The sequence below is a fragment of the Microbacterium maritypicum genome (genome assembly GCF_041529975.1).
Taxonomy (GTDB): domain Bacteria; phylum Actinomycetota; class Actinomycetes; order Actinomycetales; family Microbacteriaceae; genus Microbacterium.
In genome coordinates this window covers 88704-112572 of sequence record NZ_CP168030.1, presented here as the reverse complement: position 1 = coordinate 112572, position 23869 = coordinate 88704, and the positions used below count along the sequence as shown (strand labels likewise).

Here is a 23869-nt window from a genome sequence, read left to right as displayed (position 1 = left end):
CGGATAGGATGTTCACCGCTTCCCGTGCCGATTCGAGGACCCTCGTCTGCCGCCGCATGGGGCGAGCGGCGAGGAGGTGGAGCGTGACGCACGTCTCGACACGCCCCGTCGCCGACGCGCACCGCGCATCCCTCCCGAACGAGGCAGCGGCCGCGCTGCTCCGCTCGAACCGTCGCCGCCGCAGCATCCGCCGGTGGGTCGCGATCGGCACCATCCCGCTCACCCTCGCGGCCCTGCTGTTCGTGGGCAAGCTGCTGAGCATGTACGCGTTCGCGCATCAGGCGATCACCGCCTACGTCGTCGACGACTTCGCGGGATCCGAAGCCTCGGCGCGTGGACAGGACTTCCTCAACTGGTTCGAACCGTACAAGGCGCCGTTCAACATCGGCACCGCCCTCGGCGCGGCCGAGCAGCTGCCCGAGGCCAGGGCGGAGCTCGAAGAGGCACTCGGCCTCGCCACCGGACTGGAGGTGTGCGGGGTGCGGATCAACCTCGCGCTCGTCGTCGAGCGGATGGGCGACGCCGCGCGAGCCGACGGCGACGGCGCCGCTGCCGCCGAGTTCTACGGCGAGGCGCTGACCATCACGGTCGAAACGCCGGAGGAATGCCACAGCGACGAGGCGCAGCAGCAGTCCTCCGACCCGCAGCGCGACATGTCCGACACCCTCGACGGCACCGAGGATCGGCTCAAGCAGAAGCAGCAGGAGCAACAGCAGCAGCCGCAGGAACCCGAGCAGCAGCCCGGTGAAGAAGAGCAGCCCTCCGAGGGCAAACTCGACGAGCTCGAGGGCAAGCTCGAGCAGGGCACGCAGGAGCGGGATCAGCAGCAGGGCGACGAGCCCGGCGGCACGGGAACGGACAAGCCGTGGTGAGCGATCACGAGCAGCAACGAGCGCGCTACCTCGCCGGCGCCGAAGGGGCTCCTCCCGTCCCTCCGCCCGGCGGTTATCACGGTGCGCGACGCCAGGCTTCGGCCCCCGCCCGTGAATCCGCAGTCGCCCCGACCGCGACCCCGACGCCCGAGGAGCCGAAGCAGCCGGCGAACGCACTCGGGTGGATCGCCCTCACCGTCGCCGTCCTGTTCGCGCTGACCCTGCTCGGCACGCTGGTCGCCGGCGGCACCGACGTGCTCTACGGCGTCACGATGCTCACGGCGCAACTCGTGGTCGTCGGCACGGTCGTCGCTGCCCTGTTCTCACCGCGGGCACGGAAGCTGGGGGCGATCGCGCTGATCGTGACCGTCCTGTTCAACGTCGCGACCGTCGGCGGCATGAGCGCGCTGCAGACCTCGGCCGCCGGCAGCTACCAGGGCGCCAAGTCCGCGGATCAGAAGCACGCCGAGGCGTACCCCGGCATCAAGGGCACCGATCCGCAGGAGACGCTCGGGCAGCAGTCCCTGGAGGAGGTGCGCGCGCAGTCCGAAGAGCTCTTCGCCGACATCCGGACTCGGCTCACCCGGGAATTCGGATACACCTGGGTCCCCGTCGGCGACGAGGACCTGCGCCCCGAACGCAACGGCTACGGCGGCGAATCGATGCTCGTCGAGTACACCTCCGCGGCGTGGGCGACCGAGCAGCCCGTGCAGGGCTACGCGCGCAAGCAAGCGGTGATGGCCGCGATCAACGACGAGGTCGTGCAGCACGGCCTGTGGGAGCTCTACTCCTTCAACGACCCGACCGGGTCGGGCATCGACCCGTCGATGATCGCGAAGCTCTACGGCAGCGATGATCCCCGCACGCAGCACACGTGGGAGTACTACACCGAGAACTACCCCGATCCGATGCGCTTCTACGCCAACATCTACGACCTGTCGAACGACCGGGACGGCGGCTTCCTCGCCGCGCGCGAAGCCCAGACGGCCCGCACCGGGGAACCGCTCGAAGGTCTGCAGCTCGTCGTGATCGCCAGCGGTGTGCTCGGCGAGGCCGACCGCGACGAGTTCGAGACGAAGCTGCAGGAGTATCCCGGCTTCGAGTGACCGTGCTTCGGTGCAGCACGGAACCCGAACCGAGAAAACGGCACGGCGCTCTGACCTGATCACATGGAGGAAGCTGTACATTGCGCAGATCGAAGAGACAATCAGTCCTGGCGGCCACAGGATTCATCGTGCTGTCGGGCATCGTCCTGACCTCGTGCGCAGGAGGCGCCCAGAGATCCGATCCGACAGCGGTCGTGAGCGAGTACCTCACCGCGATCTCCGAAGGAGATGCCACCACGGCGACTGCCCTCGACGATAGAGCCGTCGTCGCTCAGCACGAGGGCACGACGACCGAAAAAGCCGGCGACTTCGAGTCGCTCCGCACCGATGCCATCCTGCAGGCGGCGGACAGCCGCATCACGGACATCTCGGTGGAGCCGGAAGCACGCGCGGTGGAGGGGGACGACGATACGCGCCGCGTGCTCTTCCGCTACGAGCTGGCCGGGCGACCGCACGAGTCGTCGCTGGACGTGCGCTGGGACGACGAGTCATCCGAGTGGATGCTCACGCAGTCCCTGACGCTCTCGCTGTTCGTCGACGCGGTGCAGAGCAAGGTCTCCTTCGAGCCGGCGCCGTTCCGCATCCCCGGCATCGCCGACACCGTGTCCTCCGATGCGGGGACCGCCCCGTCGCTGTACCTCGTCTACCCGGGCGAGTACACGATCACGGCCGCCTTCCCCGAAGACCGGTTGGCTCCCGGGACGAGCAAGACCCAGAGCGTCGTCGCAGACATCCCCGGTGACGCGCAGGTGCAGTTCGACGTCGTGAAGTTGCCCTCGCGCTGATACCTCGTCACGCGCGGCACACTCCGACGCCGCGGACGCCCCACCCGTGCAGGATGAGCCGCGCACCGCGCCCGTCGCACCGCGTGCCACACTCAGGCATCCCCTCGAAGGAGGCCCCATGGACGCGCTCCTCTCCGCGAACCTGATCTGGACGATCCTGGCCCTCGCGGCCCTCGCCATCAATGTGATCGCACTGATCTACATCCCCCGCGACCGCAAGCCCACGGCCGCGATGGCCTGGCTGCTGCTCGTGTTCCTCGTGCCTTTCGTCGGTATGGGCCTCTACCTGCTGATCGGAAACTTCCGGCTGCCGAAGAAGCGCCGCGACGAGCAGCAGCGCATCACGGCGATGATCGCCGCCGCGGCCGTGGAGGATCCGGACCCGCAGGCTCCACGGTGGCTCCAGCGCGTTGCTCAGCAGAATCACGCGCTCACCGGGCTGCCGGTGGTCGGCGATTCGTCGGCCGAGCTGATCGACGACTACCAGGGGTCGATCGATGCCATGGCCGCCGCGATCGACACGGCCGAGCGGTACGTGCACGTCGAGTTCTACATCGCCGCGTCGGACGCCACGACCCGCGGATTCTTCACGGCGATGGAGAAGGCCGTCGCCCGCGGCGTCTCCGTGCGTCTGCTGGCCGACTACATCGCCTCGCGCAAGATCCCGAAGTCCGAGGAGACGTTCGCCGAGCTCGACCGGATCGGCGTGTCCTGGTCGTGGATGCTGCCAGTGCGGCCGTTCAAGGGTCAGTACCAGCGACCCGACCTGCGCAACCACCGCAAACTCGTCGTCGTGGACGGGAGGGTCGGGTTCGTCGGCTCGCAGAACCTCATCTCGCGCGACTACAACGCGGAGAAGAACATCAAGCGCGGACTGATGTGGCAGGAGCTGATCGCGCGGGTCGAGGGTCCGGTCGTCGCCCAGGTCGACGCCGTCTTCCTCTCCGACTGGCTGATCGAGACCGGCGAGGATCTGTCCACCGTCGAGCGGGTTCCGGCTTCCGCCGTGCCGCGACCCGCGGGCGGCGACCTGCACTGCCAGATGGTGCCGAGCGGTCCGGCGTACGGCACCGAGAACAACCTGCGGATGTTCCTCTCCCTCATCCACGGCGCCACCGAGAGGGTCATCCTCACCAGCCCGTACTTCGTGCCCGACGAGGCCATGATCTACGCGATCACCACGGCCTGCCAGCGTGGACTCGATGTGCAGCTGTTCGTCTCCGAGCTCGGCGACCAGGGGATGGTCTATCACGCGCAGCGCTCCTACTACGAGACACTGCTGCGCGCGGGCGTGCGCATCTTCCTCTACCCGCCGCCGTACATCCTGCACGCGAAGCACTTCTCCATCGACGACGACATCGCCGTGATCGGCTCGAGCAACATGGACATCCGCTCGTTCAGCCTGAACTCGGAGATGTCACTGCTCGTGCGCGGAGAGTCCTTCGTGGCGCAGATGCGCGAGGTCGAGCAGAAGTACCGCACCGCGGGGCGTGAGCTGACCCTCGACGAGTGGCTGCGCGAGCCCGCGAGGTCGACGTTCCTCGACGGGGTGTTCCGGCTGACGTCGGCGCTGAACTGAGCCTCCCCGCTCAGGACCCGAGCGTCAGCAGCATCCGGGCGAGCACGTACCGAGCATGCCCTCGGGAGGTGCGCGGGTCGTAGCCCACGGTCTCGACGAGAACCGCCATCCGCTCCTGCACGCTGGAATGGTGACGACCCAGGCGCAGGGCTGCGGCGCGCACGCTCTGCTCCTCGGCGACGGCGTCGAGCAGCTCGCGACTGCGGTCGTCGAGGGCGGCGAGCGCGGCGGCATCCGGATGGAGAGGCCCCTGCTCCGCGGCCTCCGCGACGAGCAGCAGGGCTCCGAGGTCGGCGACATCGACGACCGGTTCTGCGGGACTGGTCAATCGGACGGCGACCAACGCCGAGGACCACGACCGTGGAAGGTGCTCCCCCGGCCCCGCGGTTCCGAGACCGAGGCGCAGCCCCTCGCTGTCAGGCCACGCGCTCACGGCATCCGTCTCGGCATCCAGGATCGTCGCGCGGGTCAGGCCGTGCCGGGTGGCGACCACGGCCGACGGATGCTGCGGCAGGGGCGCAGGATCGGGCGGTGAGGCGACCAGGCGCAGCGTGCGCGCGCCGAGCCGGAGCCGGGGCAGAGCGGCAGCGCGCTCGTCGGCTCCCGCGTACGAGCTGATCGCGAGTTCGACCGCGCTCTCCGGTCCCACCGAGCGGCGCGCTCGGATGATGCCGAGGGCGAGACTCAGCCGCTCCAAGATCATCGTGTCGTTCGTGTGCGCGGGCCCCTCCCGCTCGATCCACGCGATCGCTCCCGGCCCGCTCTCCCGCACCGGCCAGGCATGCGACGGTTCGATCGGGTCGATGCGCACGCCGTCGGCCCGCACGCGCACGATCTGCCGTCCGTCGCGCTGCCCCACCGTCGCGCCGCTGAGCACCGCGGCACCGCGCAGCATGCTCTCCACGCCGACGGATCGGGCGACGAGGGCATCGAAGTAGGTGACGACCTTGAGCGTCTCGCTGGCATCCGGGTCGAGGGCGGTGAGCCGCCCCAGCAGATCTTGCATGTCGGGCTCCATCGCGCACGGGGATTCCACCCTACGGGGTCGGTTCGGCCCCGCAGGGTGGGATCGGACTCAGGAGAGCAGGCGGTTCACCCAGTTGTCGCGAGCGGCGAGCATGGCCTGCGCGACGGCGGTGTGCGGGGCGAACATGTCGAAGCCGTGGAAGCCGCCGGCCCACACGTGCAGCTCGGCCTGGACTCCGGCCTCCCAGAGCTTCGTGGCGTAGGCGACATCCTCGTCGCGGAACACCTCGGCACTGCCGCAGTCGATGAACGCGGGCGGCAGTCCGCTCAGGTCGGTGGCCCTGGCCGGGGCGGCATAGATCGAGACGTCGTCGGTGCCCTTGCGGTCGCCCAGGAGCGCCGTCCAGCCAGTGATGTTCGATCCGCGGTCCCAGACGCCGATGCCGTCGATCTGACGGGTCGAGACCGACTCGTCGCGGTCATCGAGCATCGGGTAGATGAGCAGCTGCCCGATCAGCTCAGGGCCTCGCCGGTCACGGGCCAGCAGAGCGGTGCCGGCAGCCAGACCGCCGCCCGCGCTCCCGCCGCCGATCATCAGCCGCGACAGGTCGATGCCGAGCTCGCCCGCGTTCTCGGCCGCCCACAGCAGCGCGGCGTAGCAGTCCTCCACCGGGTACGGATCGGGGAACTCGGGGGCGAGCCGGTACTCGACCGTGACGATCACGCCGTTGAAGCGCTCGGCCCAGTCGAGGAAGCCGACGACACCGAGCCAGCGGTTGCCGATGATCATCCCGCCGCCATGGGTGTGGAAGAAGCCGGGACCGGTGCCGGTGCGGCCTTCCTTCTCGATCACGGAGACCACGATCTCGTCACCCCCGTGGCCGGGGATCGACACGTCGCGAAAGGTGAACCCGCGCTCGGCGAGCGCAGCGAAGATCTCCTCCTCGCCGCCGACCGGCGACTGGCGCAGGAACGGGATCATCTCCGGAGTGAGCGTGGACGGCAGTTGGTCGCCCACGAGGGCGAGAGCGGCTTCGAGTTCGGGATCGAAGGGCGGGCGCGCCAGGGTCGTGTCAGTCATCAGAACTCCTTTGTCCTCGGCCGCCATCGCGGCGGCTACCCGCCAGCCTCGTGCACGCCGCATCCGAGGGTAACCCGCCAGCCACGGCGGATCCGACGCCTCCCGTCCGCCGGGTGGCGGGGTCGCGGTTCCGCCGGTGGCGGACTCCCTTGAAGGGGCGTGTCGCCCCGGATAGCCTGGCGCCAGAGGGAAGGAATGCGCATGATCCGAGAACTCGATGAACAGCAGTCCTACGACCTGTTGAGCACCACCACGATAGGACGCATCGGCTTCGTCCATGACGGGCGGGTGCAGATCCACCCGGTGAACTTCGCGGTGTCGGGGCAGGAGCTGCTTCTGAGGACGTCGCCCGATGGCCTCCTGGCCGATCTGACGCAGGCGCCCGTCGACGTCGCGTTCGAGGTGGACTACCACGATCCGATCGGGAGCACGGCGTGGAACGTGCTGCTGCACGGCAGTCTCTCCCGTGCGTCGGAAGAAGAAGCCGCCGGCATCGCCGCTCGTGTGCACCCCTGGGCGGGTGAGGATCGGAGCCTCCCTCTGGTCCTGCACATCGACAGCATCTCCGGTCGCAACGTACGCCGAGAGCCGGCACACCCGAAGATCTGAGACACGGCGGCGGGGTCTGCCGTCGCGCGCGCTCTCACGCCAACGCGAGCCCCGCGGCGAGCGCGAAGCCCAGGACGGTCGCGAGACCCGTCGACTCCTTGGCCTTGGACTGCGCCTCAGGGACCATCGAGTCGACGAGCATCACCAGAAGCGCCCCGGCTGCGAAGCCACTCGACGCGGAACGGAAGGCGTCACCCGTCACGCTCGCCAGCGCGAAGCCCGCGACGGTCGCCGCCGCACAGATCACGGCCACCCCTGCCCACAGCAGCAGCACACGCGACTTCGCCATGCCCCCCTCGAGCAGGTCGGCGGCGGACCCGATCGACTCGGGCAGGTTCGAGACGAGGATGGCCACCACGAGCGCGATGCTGACCGGCTCCCCTGATGCCAGCCCGATGCCGAGCACGAGCTGCTCGGGGATGCCGTCGAGCAGCGCGCCCACGGCGAGCCGGCCACCGCCCGCCTGCGACTTGCTCTTCGCGGCACGGGCATCGAGGATGCGGTCGGCGATGTAATAGCTGATGGCACCGGCCGCGACGCCGACCACCAGCGGGACCGGACCGGCGAGGTCGAGCCCCTCTTCCCAGAGCTCGAAGGCGATCGAGGCCATGAGGGCGCCGGCGCCGAACCCGAGGACGATGCCGAGCCACCGCGGCGGCCACTTCCGGAGCAGAGCGAGCACCGCGCCGATGAACAGCGGCGCCGCCGCGATCACTCCCCACAGGACTGCTTCGCCCATGCCGCACCTCCGTGGGGCCTACTCTCCCACCACTGCGGCACTCTGCCTGCGCGACATCGGCGAAAGCGGAGACGTGTCGCTCGTCCATCGGCACGTCGCGCATCGGCTCCCCCGCACGCGCGCCTCGTTTCACCGCTAGCTCACACTCGACTACGCCATGAAGATGCCGTTCAGTCGGAGTAGTCGGCGTTCGGGGTGACGAACGTCGCCGTAACCGATATGAAGCACCCGCATCACCTCGCGACGCGCCATTCGAATGGTATTCTCATGGCATGAAAGCAACCATGGACAAGGCAGGGCGAATCGTCATCCCCGCTGCGCTCCGCGAGCGCGTCGGATTGATCCCTGGTCCTATCGATCTCATCCTCGACGGCAACGGCATCCGCATCGAGATCGATGCCCCGGACAACCTCATCGAGAAGGACGGGCGTCTCGTCATCGCGTCGTCCGGCATGGCGATCACACCCGACGACATCCGCGAGTTGCGCCTTGCCGACCAGCGCTGACCTCGTCCTCGATACGAGCGCAGCGCTCGCTCTCCTCGTGGAAGACAACACCGCGCACATCGCGGTCCAGAGCGCCTGCGCCGGGGCAATCCTCGGCCTCGCCGGCCACGCCTCAGCAGAGACATACTCCGTGCTGACGCGCCTGCCGGGCCCCAATCGCCTGACCCCTCTGGCAGCGGCGAACGCGATCCGGGCCGCATTCCCCCGGTCGATCTCACTCTCGGAAGAGGACGCGCGCACCGCCGTCGACGTCCTCGCCGATGCTGGAATCGCCGGTGGAGCGGTCTACGACGGCCTGGTCGCGTTGTGCGCCAGAGCCGCCGGGATGACGCTCGTCACATGCGATCGCCGCGCGATAGGAACGTACGCGACGCTCGGCGTCGATGTGCGCGTGATCTGACGCGGCACGGGGCGACACGCCGCACGCGGATAGACTGGAAAGCATGTCCAAGGTCCTCCAGTCCCTGCCCGTCGGCGAGCGCGTCGGCATCGCCTTCTCCGGAGGACTCGACACCTCCGTCGCCGTCGCGTGGATGCGCGAGAAGGGCGCCGTGCCCTTCACCTACACCGGCGACCTCGGTCAGTACGACGAAGACGACATCGCGTCGATCCCGGGCCGTGCGTTGGAGTACGGCGCCGAGGCCTCGCGCCTGATCGACTGCAAGACCGCCCTGGTCGAAGAAGGCCTCGTCGCCCTCTCCTGCGGCGCCTTCCACATTCGCTCCGGCGGCAAGACGTACTTCAACACCACACCCCTCGGCCGCGCGGTCACGGGCACGCTGCTGGTGCGCGCCATGAAGGAAGACGGCGTCGACATCTGGGGCGACGGCTCCACCTACAAGGGCAACGACATCGAGCGGTTCTACCGCTACGGCCTGCTCGCCAACCCGCGCCTGCGCATCTACAAGCCGTGGCTCGACGCCGACTTCGTCACCGAGCTCGGCGGTCGCAAGGAGATGAGCGACTGGCTCGTCGCCCGCGACTTCCCCTACCGCGACTCCGCCGAAAAGGCCTACTCGACCGACGCGAACATCTGGGGCGCGACGCACGAGGCCAAGACCCTCGAGCACCTCGACGTCTCGCTCGAGACTGTCGACCCGATCATGGGCGTGAAGTTCTGGGACCCGTCCGTCGCGATCGAGACCGAAGACGTCACCGTCACGTTCGAGGCCGGCCGTCCCGTCGCGATCAACGGCGTCGAGTACTCCGACCCGGTCGCCCTGGTCATGGAGGCGAACACGATCGGCGGACGCCACGGCCTCGGCATGAGCGACCAGATCGAGAACCGCATCATCGAGGCGAAGTCGCGCGGCATCTACGAGGCTCCCGCCATGTCGCTGCTATTCATCGCCTACGAGCGCCTCGTCAACGGCATCCTGAACGAGGACACCCTCGCCACCTACCACGAGCAGGGTCGCCGCCTCGGCCGCCTGATGTACGAGGGCCGCTGGCTCGAGCCGCAGTCGCTCATGCTGCGCGAGTCGATCCAGCGCTGGGTCGGCCTGACGATCTCGGGCACCGTGACGATCCGTCTGCGCCGCGGCGACGACTGGACCATCCTCGACACCGTCTCGCCGAACCTGTCCTACGGTCCCGAGAAGCTGTCGATGGAGCGCGTCGGCGACGCCGCCTTCGGCCCGGTCGACCGTATCGGCCAGCTCACGATGCGCAACCTCGACATCGCCGACTCGCGTGCCCGCCTCGAGCAGTATGCGGGCCTGGGCCTCGTGGGCGGCGCGACCGGCGAGCTGGTCGGCCGGGTGACCGCCGGAGAGTCCGCCGAGATCACCGAGTCGGTCCACGGGTCGATCTCCGAAGCCGACGAGAACCTGGCGGATGCCGTCGACACGGCGTCCGAGGGCGCGGCGTTCGACTCCGGCACCGACTGACGTCGTACTGCCGGCGCTGGCAGCCCGGGCTGCCGGCGCCGGACGGGTGCACCCGCTAGGCGGGTGAGTCGCCGGCGCTGCGCCGTTCGTCAGCGGCGTCGAGCTCCTCGGCGCGGTCGATGATGCCCGGCAGCACCTCGTCGAAGAGCGTCACGATGGCAGCACGGGTTTCGGCCGCGTCGCGCTGTCGGATGGCCTCACGGATGGCGACGGTGGATCGCTCGACCGCCACCCAGTCGAACACGCCGCGCGCGTGCTGCGTGAAGCGACGGATCTGCGGGCCGAGGAACTCGATGACGGTCACCCGAGTGGTGTTGCCCTCGATGCGCGCGAACCCGGTCACGATGGCGCGCAACGCTTTACCGAACTCGACGACATCGTGGTCCACGACCGCAGCGGACATGTCCTCGGTGAGATCGACGAGATAGGCGACGTCGTCGGCCTGGATCAGCGGCATCGCGTGGCGTACCGAACCGATCCAGATGTCACCGAAGAGCGCGATCGCGTCTCGGATGCGGTCCAGATCGAGGGGTGCCACACGCGTGTAGCGGTTACGCTGCATCTCGACGAGTCCCCCCTCGGCAAGTCGCGCCAGCGCGTGCCGCACCGGCGTCTTCGACGTCCCGAGATCCGCCGCCAGCTCGTAGTCGCGGATCCGCTCGCCCGGCCGAAGCTCACCGTCGACGATCGCGTCCCGCAGCCGGTGATAGACGTCGTCACTCACCGAACGCCGTTCCAGCGCACCATCCATGCCCACCAAATCACACCCTCCTTCGACCACAGTGGTTCCCCCACCACTCGTTGCGGCCGACATGGCGGCCCGGACGCAATCGCGCCGAGCCTCCGCATCGTCCCCGCTCTGCGCAGAGCGCAACGGGTAACATAACACATTCGTCTGAATGGATGATCCACGAGCGCTAGGGCGGATATGATGCGAAGGCGCGACCCTGAAACGCGCACTGGGGCTCGGTGGGACTGAGTTCCACCTGTCTACCCGAAAGAGTTCTCGACGATGATGACCGATTCGCAGGAGTCCGCCGTATCCGCGCGCCCTTCACTGGGCGCCCGGATCGGACGGATCTCCTTCCTCGTTGTGGCCGGGATCGTCGTGATCGCCGTTGCCGCCGCCTTCTTCGTGACCTGGACGATCCAGCGCTCCTTCCCGCAGACCTCGGGAACGGTCGAGCTCGACGGTCTGAAGGCCGAGGTCACCGTGCAGCGCGATGACCGCGGCATCCCGACGATCACGGCCGACTCGACCGACGATCTGTTCTATGCCGAAGGGTTCGTGCACGCGCAGGACCGTTTCTTCGAGATGGACTTCCGCCGCCACGTCACCGCAGGGCGCGTCGCCGAGATGTTCGGAGAGTCCCAGGCGGCGACCGACGCCTTTCTGCGCACACTCGGCTGGCGAACCGTCGCCGAAGCCGAGGTCGAGGCGATGGATGACACCACGCGCGGCTACTACGAGGCCTATGCCGACGGGGTCAACGCCTACCTCGCGACACGGTCCGGCGCCGAGCTCTCGCTCGAGTATGCCGTTCTCGGCATCCAGAACCCGGACTACGCTCCCGAGCCGTGGGAGCCCGCGGATTCGGTCGCCTGGCTCAAGGCGATGGCCTGGGATCTGCGCGGCAACATCGAGGATGAGACCGAGCGCTCGCTCCTGGCCGCCGAGCTGAAGGCCGGTGCGGACGAGGCGGGCGAGGCGGTCGACACCGGGGAAGTACTCGCGAAGCTCTACCCCGACTACCCGTTCGACGAGAATCCGGTGATCGTCCCGAAGATCTCGACGGTGCCCGCACTCGACACCGGTGCGGAACCCGCCGCGTACACGCCCTCCGAATCCGACGGCGAGATCCAGCAGGCGACCACCACGATCGAGTGGCAGGAGACCTCGAGTGTGATCGAGGCCGCGAGCGAGCTCGTCGGCGATGTCGGCGAGGGCATCGGATCGAACTCCTGGGTCGTCTCGGGGGATCTCACCGAGACCGGGATGCCGCTGCTCGCGAACGACCCGCACCTCGGCGCGTCGCTGCCATCGGTCTGGTACCAGGTGCAGCTGAAGTGCTCGACCGTGAACGACGCGTGCCCGTTCGACGTCGGCGGCTTCTCGTTCTCCGGGCTTCCCGGCATCGTGATCGGCCACAACCAGCACGTCGCCTGGGGGTTCACGAACCTCACCACCGACGTCACCGACCTCTACGTGGAGCGGGTGGTCGGCGACGAGTACTGGCGCGATGGCGCGCTGGTCCCGCTCGAGCAGAGCACCGAGACCATCAAGGTCGCCGGCGGCGAGGATATCGAACTGACGATCCGCTCGACCGTGCACGGGCCCATCATCTCGGGACTCACGGACGACTTCACCGCGATCGCCGATGACCCGGAGCCGGCGCTCGCGGAAGGAACCGAGGCGCCCGCCGCTCCGCCCGTCGGTCAGGACGACGCCGAGTACGCCGTCAGCCTGCGCTGGACGGCGCTCGACCCCGGCACGACCGCGACCGCGATCTTCGCCCTCTCCACCGCGCAGGACTTCGACGACTTCCGCTACGCCGCCTCCCTCTTCGACGTGCCGGCACAGAACCTCATCTACGCCGACACCGAGGGCAACATCGGCTACCAGACACCGGGGCGCCTCCCGATCCGCGGTGCCGGCGACGGATGGATGCCGCAGCCGGGTTGGGACAGCAGCTACGACTGGACGGGCTACATCCCGTTCGACGAGCTGCCCGTCTCGTACAACCCGACCTCGGGGTACATCGTCACCGCGAACAACGCGATCGTGACCGACGACTACGCCTTCTTCCTGTCCCGCGACTGGGACTACGGGTATCGCGCGGCGCGCATCGCCCACCTGATCGAACGACGCGCGGCCGCCGCTCCGCTGACCGCACAGGACATGCGTGACATCCAGATGGACGACGAGATGTGGATCGGCACGCAGCTGGCGACCGCCATGGCCGACGTCGACGTGAGCCGCGCGGACGTCCAGTCGGCCGTGGACCTCCTGCTCCCGTGGGACGGCCAGAACACGGTCTCCTCCCCCGCCGCCGCCTACGCGAACGTGCTCTGGTCGAACCTCGTGCAGAACATCTTCGGCGAGCGCGAGCAGCCCCTGCCGATCGACGGACAGGGGCGCCTGTTCACGGTCGTCGCCGACATGCTCGACGACCCGACCGATCCGCTCTGGAGCAACCCGCAGATCGACGTCGACGGGATGGAGGCAATGCTGGCGTTGTCCGCCGAAGAGGCCTATGACGAGCTCGTCACCCTGCAGGGAGACGTTCCCACGCGCTGGAACTGGGGCGACCTGCACGCGATCACCCTCACCAGCGACACCCTCGGCACCTCGGGGATCGCGCCCGTCGAGGCCCTTTTCAACCGCGGGCCGTACCCGGTGGGCGGCGGCGCATCGGTGGTCAACGCGACCGGGTGGGAGCTCGGCGTCTCGTACGCCACCACGACGGTGCCGTCGATGCGCATGGTGATCGATCTCTCCGACTTCGATGCCTCGACCTGGAACCACCTCACCGGCGCGTCGGGTCATGCCTTCCACGAGCACTACACCGACCAGACCGCCGATTGGACGGTCGGGCTGCAGAAGCCGTGGGCGTACTCCGCGAAGGCGGTGGATGCGTCGGAGGTGGACACGCTGATCCTGTCGCCGACCGGCTGATCCGTGGGCTGCGCCGACCTGAAGGGACGGTGCAGGTTGCTCCGCTACCGTGGGGAGGTGCCATCCAGTTACCTCGCCCCGAAGGGCACGACCGTCACGCTCCTCGAGTTCGAGCACGGCGGCGCCACGCTCATCGCCGAGACGTTCGGCGAAGGCCCGCACACGTATCTCCTGCTGCACGGCATCGGGATGGGTCGGAGCGTCTACCTCGACGTCGTGCAGCGGCTCGAGGGTCGGGTGATCGCCCTGGACCTGCCGGGATTCGGCGAGGCTCCGGAGCCGACGCGCACCCTCACCATGGAACGCCACGCCGACCTGGTCGCCGCCTACCTGCAGCAGGTGGATTCGGGCCCCGTCGTCGTGATCGGCCACTCGATGGGCAGCCAGATCGCCGCAGAGCTCGCCGCGCGGCATCCGTCGCTGGTGGAAGGCGTGGTGCTGGCGGGCCCCACGGTGAACAAGGCGGCGCGCAACATCGCGGCACAGGCCCGCTACCTCCTGACCGATCTCGTCGGCGAGCGGCCGTTGGTGATCTGGCGCGGCGCGCGGGAGTACCTCCGGGGCGGCCCGCACCTGATCCGCAAGATCCGTGCCACCGTCGTGCACGAGCCCGAGGACGCCTTCGTGCGCATCGAGTGCCCGGTGCTGGTGCTGCGCGGTGAGGACGACCCGCTCGCGCCGATGAGCTGGTGCCGCGAGATCCTCGACGCGATCCCCGGTGCCGCGCTCGAGGTCATCCCCGACCACGGACACGGCACACTCATCAGCGACTCCGAGCCCGCTGCCCGCCTGATCCACGAGTTCGCCGCCCGCCTCTGACGGCCGGTCGGTCTCGCGGGGGTTCGTCGCGACCGGTGTTCACAACTCCTCAAGAAAGCGCACCGACCTCGCTTTCGCCGGCATCTGGGCTCCCTTACAGCCAATCCTTGAGGAGTCATGAACGAGTCGTGGGCCGAAAGCGCGGTCCCATTACCCGGATGACCTCGGCGACTGCCTGTCGGACGGTCGGATCGTTCCGCAGAATGTCGACCGCAAGGGGCCGGATCGTCACATACCCCTGCATCGCAGCTGCCATATCCCGCCGCCGATCATCGACCTGTTTGGCCCAACCCTCGTGGAACTCCTTGCTGTCGCACTCGATGATGAGCCACCCCTCGACCAGGAAGTCGACCCGGCCGACACCCTCGATCAGCACCTGGGTCTCAAACGCGACCCCGAGCGCTCGCAGAATGAGCCTCATGAAAGTCTCGGGCCCCGACCCCGCCGAGGCATCGATCAGCGCGAGCAACGGACGGAACCGGACAGGCAGTTGAGAGAACATGAGGATCACTTCCTCCCGAGTCATCAATCCGTGGTGCAGCACGCTGTCGACGGTGGCGACAGATGCCCGCGGAGCCTGGCACCGGATGGCCTGCGCGACGGCGTCCGCGAGGGGAGCGACATGGAGAGGGCTCGGTTGCCCCGACCACGACTGCCAGTGCAGGATGGTTCGCCTCGATCGAGGAGGACGAATTCGCGACGACCCTGGAACGACGTGCACATGCAGTGCGTCGACGACATGCACGAATACACCGATCTGGCTCAGAAGCGAGATGCACGACAGGCGCCCGCCGATGCGGACCGCTTCCGCGATATCAGGATCGACGGGTTCGATTGCGTAACGGTCGCGGCGCAGCCGTCGGAGCTGGCCGGAGTCGATGGCTCGCGTGATTGCTCGTCCGGTCATTCGTCGGGCGAGGAGTTCCGCTCGGTCGAGAACGATGCTGCTGTACAGCGCGGCTGCGCGTTCGTTTATGGTCCATGGCCTCATTCGAGCGAGTCTGGGTCCTGGAGAGGACAGCTGAGGGGCGAGGCTCACGAAAGGGAAGGTTCGTCCCGAATCTCGCCTTGGGTAGGAGCAGTGTCGACCCCGTTGGCAGCCATGCGGTGTGCGCAACTCCTCAGAAATCTGGCTTCACGCCGGGATAATCCGCTTCGGTGGCAGAGTCGCGCGGATTCTTGAGGAGTTGTGCACCGACCGTTCACGGCGGCAGCGCGGTCAGCCGGACGAGCTCAGCCGACAGAGCACACCCCGGCGGGTAGCTCAGCCGGCGGCGGGCGGGGTCTGCTTCGACTCGGCGAGCTCGTCCACGACGAGGCCACGCTGTTCGATGGTGCCGTTACGGTAGGCCTGTCGCCCGACCATGTGCGCAGACAGCGGCGCCGTCGCGAACTGCATGAGCACGACGGGCGCGACGAGCACGAAACCCAGCAGGATGCCGCCGACCGACCGCTGCGACAGGGCGATCGCGATGCAGATCAGCAGCAGCCCGAGCACCTGCGGCTTGGTCGCCGCGTGCAGCCGGGACGGCACGTCGCGGAAGCGCAGCAGCCCGACCGCCGCCGACAGGCAGAGCAGCGCCCCGAGCAGGATCAGCACGAGCACGGCCACGTCGATGACGGGGTCGGGGATCACGAGACCGAGGATGTTCATGAGGTCGTGTTGTCCCTTCTCGCGACGAACCGGGCGACGGAGATCGAGCCGAACACCCCGATCGCGGCGATGATGAGGAGCACGGGGATGTTGCGGGTGTGACCGTTGATGGCCATCTCCGCCCCGAGCACGCACATGACCTCGGTGAGGAGCACGTCGGAGGCGACGGCACGGTCGAGGATCGACGGTCCTCGAACGATGCGGACGAGGGTGAGGACGGCGGCGATGCCGAAGACCACCATGATCAGCATCAGCAGGATGTTCATCGGGCACCGCCCTTCGTCGATCCGGTCAGGCCGGCGCGCTGGTCGGCCTTGAGCGCGCGGTACTGCGCGGGGTCGCCCAGCGCCCGGACGACCCGTCGCTCCCAGCGGAGCACTCCGGCACGCTGCTTCTCGACCTCGGCGCGGTTCCTGACCCCGATCACATGCAGGTAGAGGATGCGACGGTCGCGGTCGGTCTCGACCACCAGCGAACCGGGGACGAGCGACGACACGACGGCGACGTGCGTCATGACCAGGTCGTCGGCGTAGCGCAGCGGCACCGCGATGATCGCGGTGCCCGGCTGGCGGCGGAAGTCGAACACCTGCAGAGTCACCGAGATGGCTCCGCTGAGCACCGCGAACAGGAACTGCACCACGAACAGCGCGGCGTAGGCGACATTGATCCGACCCGAGAGCTCGACCGTCGGCAGCCGGAACACGCGGGTCACGAAGATCGCGACGACGAGTCCGGACAGGAAAGACAGCACGGTGAACTGCGCCCACAGCAGCATCCACAGCACGACGAGCCAGGCCAGGAAGGGCAGCTGGACCCGGATGTCGCGCCAGAGGTGACGCTTGGTCTGTCGTCTCATCCGCCCACCTCCTCTTCCAGCTGGACGAGGCTGACGGGCTGCAGCAGAGCGGCGCCGATGCGGTCGCAGAGCGCGTACAGGGGTCCGGCGAAGATCGTGAGCGAGACGGTGACGGCGACCATGCCGGCCGTGGCGATCGTCATGATCTTCGGGATGCGGCGACGCTCCTGCTGCTCGTCGGCGGCCGGGGCATTGCCGAGGTACGAGATGCGGCCCTCGGTCTCGGTGGAGTCCTCCTCCTCGCGCCAGAAGGCGAGGTTCCAGGCGCGCATGAGCGCGTACAGGGTGAGCAGCGAAGTGACGATGCCGCCGAAGATCAGCACGATCATGATCGGAGTGCCGACGGAAGCCGCCGCCTCGAAGAGCGCGAACTTGCCGATGAAGCCGGAGAACGGTGGAAGGCCACCCAGGTTGATCGCGGGCACGAAGTAGAGCACGGCGATCACCGGTGCGACCTTGAGCAGCCCCTTGACCCGCAGGATCGAGGTGCTCCCCGCTCGTCGTTCCACGAGTCCCACCGCGAGGAAAAGGGTCGTCTGCACGACGATGTGGTGGACGATGTAGTACACGGTCGCGCCGATCGCGGCGGGTGTCGCTATCGCGAGGCCGAAGATCATGTAGCCGACGTGGCTGACGAGCGTGAACGACAGGATTCGCTTGAGTTCCGCCTGCGCCACGGCGCCGAGCACGCCGACGATCATGGTCGCGAGCGCGATGATCAGCAGCACCGTGTCGATGCTGTTCGAGGCGAAGAGCTGGGTCTCGGTGCGGATCAGCGCGTAGACGCCCACCTTGGTCAGCAGGCCCGCGAACACCGCCGTGACGGGGGCGGGGGCGGTCGGGTACGAGTCGGGCAGCCAGAAGGACACCGGGAAGATGGCGGCCTTGATGCCGAAGGCCACCACCAGCATCAGGTGCAGCACCAGCTGCGTCTCTTGTGGAAGCTCCGACATGCGCTCGGCGATCTGGGCCATGTTCACGGTGCCGAGTGCGCCGTAGATCATGGCGATCGATGCGAGGAACAGGATCGATGAGACCAGCGAGACGACGATGTAGACGGCGCCGGTGCGGATGCGGGACTCGGTGCTCCCGAGGGTGATCAGCACGTACGAGGCGACGAGCAGGATCTCGAAGCCGACGTAGAGGTTGAACAGGTCGCCGGCGATGAAGGCGTTGAAGATACCGGCCGCGAGGATCAGGTACGAGGGGTTGAAGATCGAGATCGGGGTCTCGTCGGTGCCGTCGGCGGCGCCCTGACCGATGGAGAAGAGGAGGACGGCGAGGAGCACGATGCTCGAGATGAGCACGAGGAGTGCGGCGAGCCGGTCCACGTAGAGCACGATGCCGAAGGGCACCGGCCAGCCGCCGACCGAGACGGCGAGCGGGTCGCCGGAATCCACCACCACCAGGAGCACGGCGGCGATCACCGAGACCGCGGCGAGTGTGGCGACGGTCACGACGACCTGGAGCCGCGCGTTCCGGCCGAACACGAGGGTGATGGCGGCGCCGAGGAGCGGGAGCCCGACGAGGAGCGGGACCAGTGCGGTCATGGCCGGCCCTCCTCGTTCTCGTCGTGGTCGTCGGGTTCATCGGGGCGCGCCTGGTCGCCCTCGGCTGAGCGTGAGGAGGGTTCGTCGCCCCACCCCGTCGGCGCGTCGAACGGTGCATCGTCGTGGATGGCGGGGTGGTCGCGCATGTGCAGCACAGTGATCGGTGCGGTCTGCACGCCGACGAAGTCGGTGGTCGCCTCGTCCTCGTCGGTCTCGGACTCGTCGTCCATGAGATCTTCGTCGGCGTCGGTGCGCTCGCGGAGCGCGATGTCAGCCTCGTCGTCCTCGACGGTGTCGGCCTGGCCCAGCTGCCAGGAGCGATAGATCAGAGCCAGGAGGAAGGCCGAGACCGCGAAGGTGATCACGATGGCGGTCAGGGTGAGCGCTTGGGGGAGCGGGTCGCTCATCTCGCCCTCGGTGCCGAAGAACGGTGCGTTGCCCGGGACGCCCATCACGATCAGCAGGAGCAGGTTCGTGGCGTTGCCGAGCAGGAGGAAGCCGATCAGCACGCGGGTGAGGCTGCGCTCCAGCATCGCGTACACGCCGCACGCGAAGAGGATGGCCATGATGACGATCAGGGTGAGCGAGACATCCATCAGCTGCTCCCCCTGCCGCGCGAGAGGAAGCCTTCAGGACCGGGGGTCGAGCGCAGAGCCGCCTGCCTGTCGACCTCGGCGCCGAGGCTGCGCAGCACGTCGAGGACGAGCCCGATCACGACGAGGTAGACACCCACGTCGAAGATGGTCGAGGTGACGAACTCCATGTGCCCGATACCGGGGATCTCCCATTCCCAGAACGTGCTCGTCAGCGGCGCGAGCCCGAAGAAGAGCGGGACGACGGCCGTGCCGACGGCGAGGATGAGGCCGGTTCCGAGCAGTCGGCCGGCATCCGTCGGTGCGGCGGCGCCGAGTTCCCAGCGGCCTCCGGCGATGTAGCGCATGACCAGCGCCATGCCCGCGACGAGTCCGCCGGCGAAACCGCCGCCGGGCAGGTTGTGCCCGGCGAAGAGCAGGAAGATCGACACCACGATGATCGTGTGGAACAGGATGCGGACAATCACCTCGAGCAGGATCGACCTGTTCTCGGGTTTCATCTTCTGCCCACCGACGAGCCATGCCCGCGGGCTGCTCTCGTTCTCGGAGTTCTGGAACCGGATGCCCTCGGTCGTCTCGACGAGCGGGCGACTGCGCGCGGCCTTGCGGGTCGCCTTCGGCAGGTTCTTGGTGGCGGCCAGCAGGTCGGCTCGATGGGTGACGAACACGAGCGAGGCCACGCCGGTCGCGGCGAGCACGAGCACCGACAGCTCGCCCATCGTGTCCCAGCCACGCAGGTCGACCAGGGCCACGTTGACGACGTTCTTGCCGTGACCGATCTCGTACGCGAGCTGTGGGAACGCCTCCGAGATGGGATCGGCGATGCGGGATTGGGTGGCTACGACCGCGACGAAGGCCATCGTGACGCCGACGCCGATCGCCAGCAGCGCCCGGGGGACGCGGCCGACCGAGGCGTTGTGCTCGCCCATCCGGGCGGGGAGGCGGCGAAGCACCAGAGCGAACGTCACCATCGTGACGGTCTCGACCAGGATCTGCGTGAGCGCCAGGTCGGGTGCGCCGCTCGTCGCGAACAGCACGACCATCCCGAGCCCGGTGACCGAGACGAGGACGACGCCGGTGTAACGCTTCTGGGCACGCACCGCGAACACTCCGGCGATCGCCATGATCGGCGCGACGACGATCTGTGCCGGCGTGTGCCAGGCGGAGAGGTTGTACCGATCGATGTCGCTGGCGATGAGCGCGGTGACCTCAGCGGCGACGAACACCACGAAGATGGTGCCGACGTACACCGGCAGCGAGCCGCGCTGCGTGAGGGTGGTGCTGAGCACGGAGAGACGGTCGATGCCGCGCATGACGAGGTAATAGACATCGGCGGCGGTGAAGCGCAGGAGGCGGGGCTTGCGGTCCCAGCCGGTCCGGCGGGTGAGCAGGAAGAGGCCGATGCCGAGCAGGATGGACACGATCGAGATGCCCAGCGCCGGCTCGAGACCGTGCCACAGCGCGAGGTGCCCCGGACCCTCGACGGCTTCGCCCGCGTGGTCGAGCCCGGGAGTCGCGGTGACGGCGTAGCCCTGCAGAGCCACGTCGAGCGCGGGCGCCCCGATACCCGCGGCGAGCGTGACGCCGGCGAGGATGATCGGCGCCGAGAGGAACCCGACCGGCGGATCGGGCCAGGCGGTGTCGGGCAGCTGCCCCTGCGCGTCGCGCTTCTTCCAGAAGGCTCCCCAGAGGAAACGCGCCCCATATGCCGCAGTGAGCATGGAACCGAGGACGACGCCGATGAGCGCCACCAGACCCCAGGGAGAACCCCCCAGGGCGTCGTCGAGCAGAGCCGTGAGCGTGGACTCCTTGGCGACGAACCCGATGGTCGGAGCGATGCCCGCCATCGATGCCACCGAGATGAATGCCGCCGTCGCCATGACCGGCGCCTGCCGCCCGACGCCGGAGAGCTCGGTGATGTCACGGGTCGACAGCTGCCGATCGATGACGCCGACGATCAGGAAGAGGGCCGACTTGAACAGGGCGTGGCCGATCACCAGCGCGAGTCCGGCCAGTGCTGCGGCCTGCGTGCCGTAGCCGACGACGATCGCGAAGAACCCGAGCTGACTGACCGTGCCGAACGCGAGGATGCGCTTGAGGTCGGTCTCGCGCAGCGCCTGGATGCCGCCGATGAGCATCGTGAGGATGCCGAGGGTGATGACGATCGGGCGCCAGGGGGCGCTGAACGCGAAGATCGGCGCGAACCGGGCGATCAGATAGATGCCGGCTTTGACCATCGCCGCGGCATGCAGATACGCGCTCACCGGGGTGGGTGCTGCCATCGCACCGGGGAGCCAGAAGTGGAACGGGAACAGGGCCGACTTGCTGATCGCGCCGATCAGGAGCATGACGATCGCGGCATCCACCGCAGGGCCCGTCGGTGCGATCTCGAGGATCTCGCGGATGCTCGAGGTTCCGGTGTCCACGACGAGGATCACGACGCCGACGAACATCACGAGTCCGCCGAGGGTGGTCACGAGCAGGGCCTGCAGTGCCGCACGTCGGCTGGCGGCGCGGCGGCGGTAGTGGCCGATGAGGAGGTACGAGAGGATGCTCGTCACCTCCCAGAACATGACCAGCATGACGAGGTCGTCCGTCAGCACGAGGCCGTACATCGCTCCGGCGAATCCGAGAAGGACGCCCGCGAACTGGCCGACGCCGGCCGAGTCCTCGTAGAAGTACCACCGGCAGTAGAGGAGCACGAGGGCGCCGACGCCGGTCACGATCAGGGTGAGCACCCAGCCGAGCACGTCCATGTTCATGGACAGGTTCAGTCCGAGCTGCGGGATCCACTCGACCGACTCGTACGGGACCGGGCCGTCGAGCACCTGCGGCGTCATGACGAGCGCGTGCACGAAGGCCGCTGCGGGGACGAGTGCGGCGATGGCGAAGGCCTGAGCTCCGAGCCAGCGCACCAGAACGGGCATCAACAGCGACCCGAGCAGGAACACGGCGAGGAGCGTCAGCATATACGCGGCTCCCTCGGGGGTCGTCGGCCTTGCGGCCAGGCGGGGGGGTGTCATAAGTAGTTTACCCGGGCGAAGACTCCACTCGGTCCGCAGGAGTGTGATCGTGCAAGAGTGGTCGCATGCGGCGGGTCTGGGTGCGGGAACTGGCCGGGTGGTTCGGCGCCCTGGCGATCGCGGTGATGACCGCCGCGCAGGTCGCATCCTCGGCGCGCTCCGACCTGCTGTTCCGCGACGGGGATTCCCTGATCGTGGCCATGTTCGGGCAGTCGGCGCTTTCCGGTGAGCCGCTGGACTGGGCGATGTCGAGCGTGCTCTTCCTCCCCGAATCCGCGGTGTTCGCGGGGCTCGACCTGCTCCTTCCGGTCGATGTGAACAGCCTGCTCGCGATCAATGCCGTGATCAACATGCTCGCCCTCTACGGAGCACTTCGGCTCGTGGCCGGTCGGCGGAGAGAGGACCGGGCACCCGTCGCGTGGGCTCTTCTCGGACTCGCGGCCTTCTGCGCCATCGCCGTGACCGAGGTCTCCGCATCGCGCGATGCGCTCGAGCTCGCGTCCCTGCAACTCACGACGACCTACTACTCGGCGACCGTGGTCGCGGTCGCGCTCTCGGTCGGTCTGGTGCGTCGCGCGCTCGACCGCGCGTCGGGGATCGTCGGTCTCCTGGTCGCGCTCGGCGCCACGGCGGCCCTGTCGACCCTGTCGAATCCGTTGTACGCGGCGTGGGCGGCGGTTCCGATCGCGGTGCTGCTCGCACTGCTGACCATCCGCTCGCGGCAGCGGTCGCGCTTGACCCTGCTCCTCGGTGTGCTCCTGATCGGCACGGCTCTCGGCTTCGTCGGACGCATTCCACTTCGGGCATGGATCGCCAACACGGGCGCCGGCTACGTGCAGCCGGCGCGATGGGCCGATTCACTCGGCTACTACGGCGGACTCGCGGCAGACCGCCTCTCGACCCCCGGCGGGGTGTTCGGCTGCCTGATCGTGCTGGTACTCATCGTGCTCGCGGTCGTCCGCACGACACGCGCCGCGAGTGAGGGTTCGCGCTTCGTCGCCGCCGTCGCCTGGCTGATGCCCGTTCTCGTCGTGATCGGCGCGATCGCGCTCGGCACCCACGCGGCCCGCTACCTGCAGCCTGTGGTGTTCGCGCCCGTTCTGGCCCTGGTCGCCCCGCCGCGCGCGGGGTGGATGCCGCTCCGCCCCCGGTCGCTCGTCGCCGCGATCGCCGCGGTGCTGCTCGCGCTCGGCGGCATCCTGAGCATCCCGCGCCTCGCTGCGGCCGCCGAGGTCGCCGACCCCGACCTCACCTGCGTGACCGACTGGGTCGACGCTTCCGGCCGCACCGGGGCCGGTCAGTTCTGGACCGTACGCCTGCCGAAACTGCACCTCGACGATCCTGCGCAGCTCGTGCAGGTCGATCATGAGCTGCGCGGCTATGCCTGGTTGGTGAACCGTCGTGACTTCGACGTCGGAGAGGTGACGTTCCTCGTGGAGGATGCGCAGACGGTTCCCTGGAACCTGCCCGCACCGGCCATTCCCGACGAGGTGATCGACTGCGGCCGCTACCGCATCCTCGATCTCGGCGACACGGCGCTTCCGCTCGGCCCGCAGCGCAGCTGAC

At 68.4% G+C, this 23869-nt stretch carries 22 protein-coding genes; 11 read left to right on the top strand and 11 right to left on the bottom strand.

Going from position 1 to position 23869, the window contains the following annotated elements; genetic code table 11:
* Positions 1–83: 83 nt before the first annotated feature.
* The 4 genes from ACCO44_RS00550 to cls all read left to right on the top strand — a co-directional run bounded on the left by ACCO44_RS00550 (position 84) and on the right by cls (position 4342).
* A complete protein-coding gene (locus ACCO44_RS00550) occupies positions 84–872 on the top strand; it encodes a hypothetical protein (RefSeq protein ID WP_372467826.1) in 789 nt (262 codons plus the stop codon).
* A complete protein-coding gene (locus ACCO44_RS00545; RefSeq protein WP_372467825.1) occupies positions 869–1978 on the top strand; it encodes a hypothetical protein in 1110 nt (369 codons plus the stop codon). Before ACCO44_RS00550 ends, ACCO44_RS00545 begins: the two co-directional genes overlap by 4 nt.
* Positions 1979–2106: 128 nt before the next feature.
* Positions 2107–2763: a hypothetical protein gene (locus ACCO44_RS00540; protein WP_372467824.1), complete on the top strand. Its 657-nt coding sequence runs from the start codon at positions 2107–2109 to the stop codon at positions 2761–2763.
* Positions 2764–2881: 118 nt separating this feature from the next.
* Positions 2882–4342, top strand: coding sequence for a cardiolipin synthase (cls, locus tag ACCO44_RS00535; RefSeq protein ID WP_372467823.1), 1461 nt, complete (start codon positions 2882–2884; stop codon positions 4340–4342).
* 10 nt (positions 4343–4352) lie between these two features.
* On the opposite strand, the gene ACCO44_RS00530 is transcribed toward cls, so the two are convergent.
* Both ACCO44_RS00530 and ACCO44_RS00525 read right to left on the bottom strand, forming a co-directional pair.
* Positions 4353–5348 carry a hypothetical protein gene (locus ACCO44_RS00530; protein ID WP_372467822.1) on the bottom strand — a complete coding sequence of 332 codons (996 nt, stop codon included), beginning with the start codon at positions 5346–5348 and terminating at the stop codon, positions 4353–4355.
* Between the two features lie 69 nt (positions 5349–5417).
* On the bottom strand, positions 5418–6389 hold the full coding sequence (locus tag ACCO44_RS00525; protein ID WP_105711425.1) for an alpha/beta hydrolase: 972 nt from the start codon (positions 6387–6389) through the stop codon (positions 5418–5420).
* A gap of 201 nt (positions 6390–6590) precedes the next feature.
* On the opposite strand from ACCO44_RS00525, the gene ACCO44_RS00520 reads away from it, so the two are divergent.
* A complete protein-coding gene (locus ACCO44_RS00520) occupies positions 6591–6998 on the top strand; it encodes a pyridoxamine 5'-phosphate oxidase family protein (protein ID WP_105711426.1) in 408 nt (135 codons plus the stop codon).
* Positions 6999–7032: 34 nt separating this feature from the next.
* On the opposite strand, the gene ACCO44_RS00515 is transcribed toward ACCO44_RS00520, so the two are convergent.
* A complete protein-coding gene (locus ACCO44_RS00515) occupies positions 7033–7737 on the bottom strand; it encodes a ZIP family metal transporter (protein WP_372467821.1) in 705 nt (234 codons plus the stop codon).
* Positions 7738–8009: 272 nt separating this feature from the next.
* Between ACCO44_RS00515 and ACCO44_RS00510 the strand changes: the two genes are divergently transcribed.
* Genes ACCO44_RS00510 through argG form a run of 3 tightly spaced genes read left to right on the top strand, consistent with a single transcriptional unit; the run spans position 8010 to position 10132 of the window.
* On the top strand, positions 8010–8243 hold the full coding sequence (locus ACCO44_RS00510) for an AbrB/MazE/SpoVT family DNA-binding domain-containing protein (protein ID WP_258134212.1): 234 nt from the start codon (positions 8010–8012) through the stop codon (positions 8241–8243).
* Positions 8227–8643: a PIN domain-containing protein gene (locus tag ACCO44_RS00505; protein ID WP_372467820.1), complete on the top strand. Its 417-nt coding sequence runs from the start codon at positions 8227–8229 to the stop codon at positions 8641–8643. Before ACCO44_RS00510 ends, ACCO44_RS00505 begins: the two co-directional genes overlap by 17 nt.
* A 43-nt stretch (positions 8644–8686) precedes the next feature.
* Positions 8687–10132, top strand: coding sequence for an argininosuccinate synthase (argG, locus tag ACCO44_RS00500; protein WP_091028311.1), 1446 nt, complete (start codon positions 8687–8689; stop codon positions 10130–10132).
* Between the two features lie 55 nt (positions 10133–10187).
* Here the strand turns inward: argG and ACCO44_RS00495 are convergent, their stop codons facing one another.
* Positions 10188–10856 (bottom strand): GntR family transcriptional regulator, encoded by a 669-nt coding sequence (locus tag ACCO44_RS00495; protein ID WP_258134213.1) that lies wholly within the window; start codon positions 10854–10856, stop codon positions 10188–10190.
* 291 nt (positions 10857–11147) lie between these two features.
* Here ACCO44_RS00495 and ACCO44_RS00490 point away from each other — a divergent pair, with 291 nt between their 5' ends.
* Positions 11148–13808 (top strand): penicillin acylase family protein, encoded by a 2661-nt coding sequence (locus ACCO44_RS00490; RefSeq protein WP_372467819.1) that lies wholly within the window; start codon positions 11148–11150, stop codon positions 13806–13808.
* A gap of 57 nt (positions 13809–13865) precedes the next feature.
* Positions 13866–14627 carry an alpha/beta fold hydrolase gene (locus ACCO44_RS00485; RefSeq protein ID WP_051662649.1) on the top strand — a complete coding sequence of 254 codons (762 nt, stop codon included), beginning with the start codon at positions 13866–13868 and terminating at the stop codon, positions 14625–14627.
* A gap of 115 nt (positions 14628–14742) precedes the next feature.
* On the opposite strand, the gene ACCO44_RS00480 is transcribed toward ACCO44_RS00485, so the two are convergent.
* From ACCO44_RS00480 to ACCO44_RS00450, 7 genes are all read right to left on the bottom strand, one after another.
* The gene (locus tag ACCO44_RS00480; RefSeq protein ID WP_372467818.1) at positions 14743–15618 is read right to left on the bottom strand and encodes an endonuclease domain-containing protein; all 876 of its coding nucleotides are present in this window, start codon (positions 15616–15618) and stop codon (positions 14743–14745) included.
* Positions 15619–15891: 273 nt separating this feature from the next.
* Positions 15892–16281, bottom strand: coding sequence for a monovalent cation/H(+) antiporter subunit G (gene mnhG, locus ACCO44_RS00475; RefSeq protein WP_029264125.1), 390 nt, complete (start codon positions 16279–16281; stop codon positions 15892–15894).
* Positions 16278–16547, bottom strand: a complete 270-nt coding sequence (locus tag ACCO44_RS00470; RefSeq protein WP_372467817.1) for a monovalent cation/H+ antiporter complex subunit F — start codon at positions 16545–16547, stop codon at positions 16278–16280. The genes mnhG and ACCO44_RS00470 overlap by 4 nt, the downstream gene beginning before the upstream one ends.
* A complete protein-coding gene (locus ACCO44_RS00465; RefSeq protein ID WP_372467816.1) occupies positions 16544–17137 on the bottom strand; it encodes a Na+/H+ antiporter subunit E in 594 nt (197 codons plus the stop codon). The genes ACCO44_RS00470 and ACCO44_RS00465 overlap by 4 nt, the downstream gene beginning before the upstream one ends.
* Positions 17134–18687 (bottom strand): Na+/H+ antiporter subunit D, encoded by a 1554-nt coding sequence (locus ACCO44_RS00460; protein WP_029264128.1) that lies wholly within the window; start codon positions 18685–18687, stop codon positions 17134–17136. The genes ACCO44_RS00465 and ACCO44_RS00460 overlap by 4 nt, the downstream gene beginning before the upstream one ends.
* The gene (locus tag ACCO44_RS00455) at positions 18684–19283 is read right to left on the bottom strand and encodes a Na(+)/H(+) antiporter subunit C (protein ID WP_105711432.1); all 600 of its coding nucleotides are present in this window, start codon (positions 19281–19283) and stop codon (positions 18684–18686) included. The genes ACCO44_RS00460 and ACCO44_RS00455 overlap by 4 nt, the downstream gene beginning before the upstream one ends.
* Positions 19283–22249, bottom strand: coding sequence for a Na+/H+ antiporter subunit A (locus ACCO44_RS00450; protein WP_372467815.1), 2967 nt, complete (start codon positions 22247–22249; stop codon positions 19283–19285). Before ACCO44_RS00450 ends, ACCO44_RS00455 begins: the two co-directional genes overlap by 1 nt.
* A gap of 119 nt (positions 22250–22368) precedes the next feature.
* Here ACCO44_RS00450 and ACCO44_RS00445 point away from each other — a divergent pair, with 119 nt between their 5' ends.
* The gene (locus tag ACCO44_RS00445) at positions 22369–23868 is read left to right on the top strand and encodes a hypothetical protein (RefSeq protein ID WP_372467814.1); all 1500 of its coding nucleotides are present in this window, start codon (positions 22369–22371) and stop codon (positions 23866–23868) included.
* Position 23869: the final 1 nt, after the last annotated feature.

Coding starts and splice junctions, on each gene's coding strand:
- ACCO44_RS00480 (WP_372467818.1), bottom strand. CDS start 15,618: ATGAGGCCATGGACCATAAACGAACGCGCAGCCGCGCTGTACAGCAGC.
- ACCO44_RS00520 (WP_105711426.1), top strand. CDS start 6,591: ATGATCCGAGAACTCGATGAACAGCAGTCCTACGACCTGTTGAGCACC.
- ACCO44_RS00465 (WP_372467816.1), bottom strand. CDS start 17,137: ATGAGACGACAGACCAAGCGTCACCTCTGGCGCGACATCCGGGTCCAG.
- mnhG (WP_029264125.1), bottom strand. CDS start 16,281: ATGAACATCCTCGGTCTCGTGATCCCCGACCCCGTCATCGACGTGGCC.
- ACCO44_RS00445 (WP_372467814.1), top strand. CDS start 22,369: ATGCGGCGGGTCTGGGTGCGGGAACTGGCCGGGTGGTTCGGCGCCCTG.
- ACCO44_RS00530 (WP_372467822.1), bottom strand. CDS start 5,348: ATGCAAGATCTGCTGGGGCGGCTCACCGCCCTCGACCCGGATGCCAGC.
- cls (WP_372467823.1), top strand. CDS start 2,882: ATGGACGCGCTCCTCTCCGCGAACCTGATCTGGACGATCCTGGCCCTC.
- ACCO44_RS00515 (WP_372467821.1), bottom strand. CDS start 7,737: ATGGGCGAAGCAGTCCTGTGGGGAGTGATCGCGGCGGCGCCGCTGTTC.
- ACCO44_RS00470 (WP_372467817.1), bottom strand. CDS start 16,547: ATGAACATCCTGCTGATGCTGATCATGGTGGTCTTCGGCATCGCCGCC.
- argG (WP_091028311.1), top strand. CDS start 8,687: ATGTCCAAGGTCCTCCAGTCCCTGCCCGTCGGCGAGCGCGTCGGCATC.
- ACCO44_RS00460 (WP_029264128.1), bottom strand. CDS start 18,687: ATGACCGCACTGGTCCCGCTCCTCGTCGGGCTCCCGCTCCTCGGCGCC.
- ACCO44_RS00525 (WP_105711425.1), bottom strand. CDS start 6,389: ATGACTGACACGACCCTGGCGCGCCCGCCCTTCGATCCCGAACTCGAA.
- ACCO44_RS00450 (WP_372467815.1), bottom strand. CDS start 22,249: ATGCTGACGCTCCTCGCCGTGTTCCTGCTCGGGTCGCTGTTGATGCCC.
- ACCO44_RS00455 (WP_105711432.1), bottom strand. CDS start 19,283: ATGGATGTCTCGCTCACCCTGATCGTCATCATGGCCATCCTCTTCGCG.
- ACCO44_RS00490 (WP_372467819.1), top strand. CDS start 11,148: ATGACCGATTCGCAGGAGTCCGCCGTATCCGCGCGCCCTTCACTGGGC.
- ACCO44_RS00510 (WP_258134212.1), top strand. CDS start 8,010: ATGAAAGCAACCATGGACAAGGCAGGGCGAATCGTCATCCCCGCTGCG.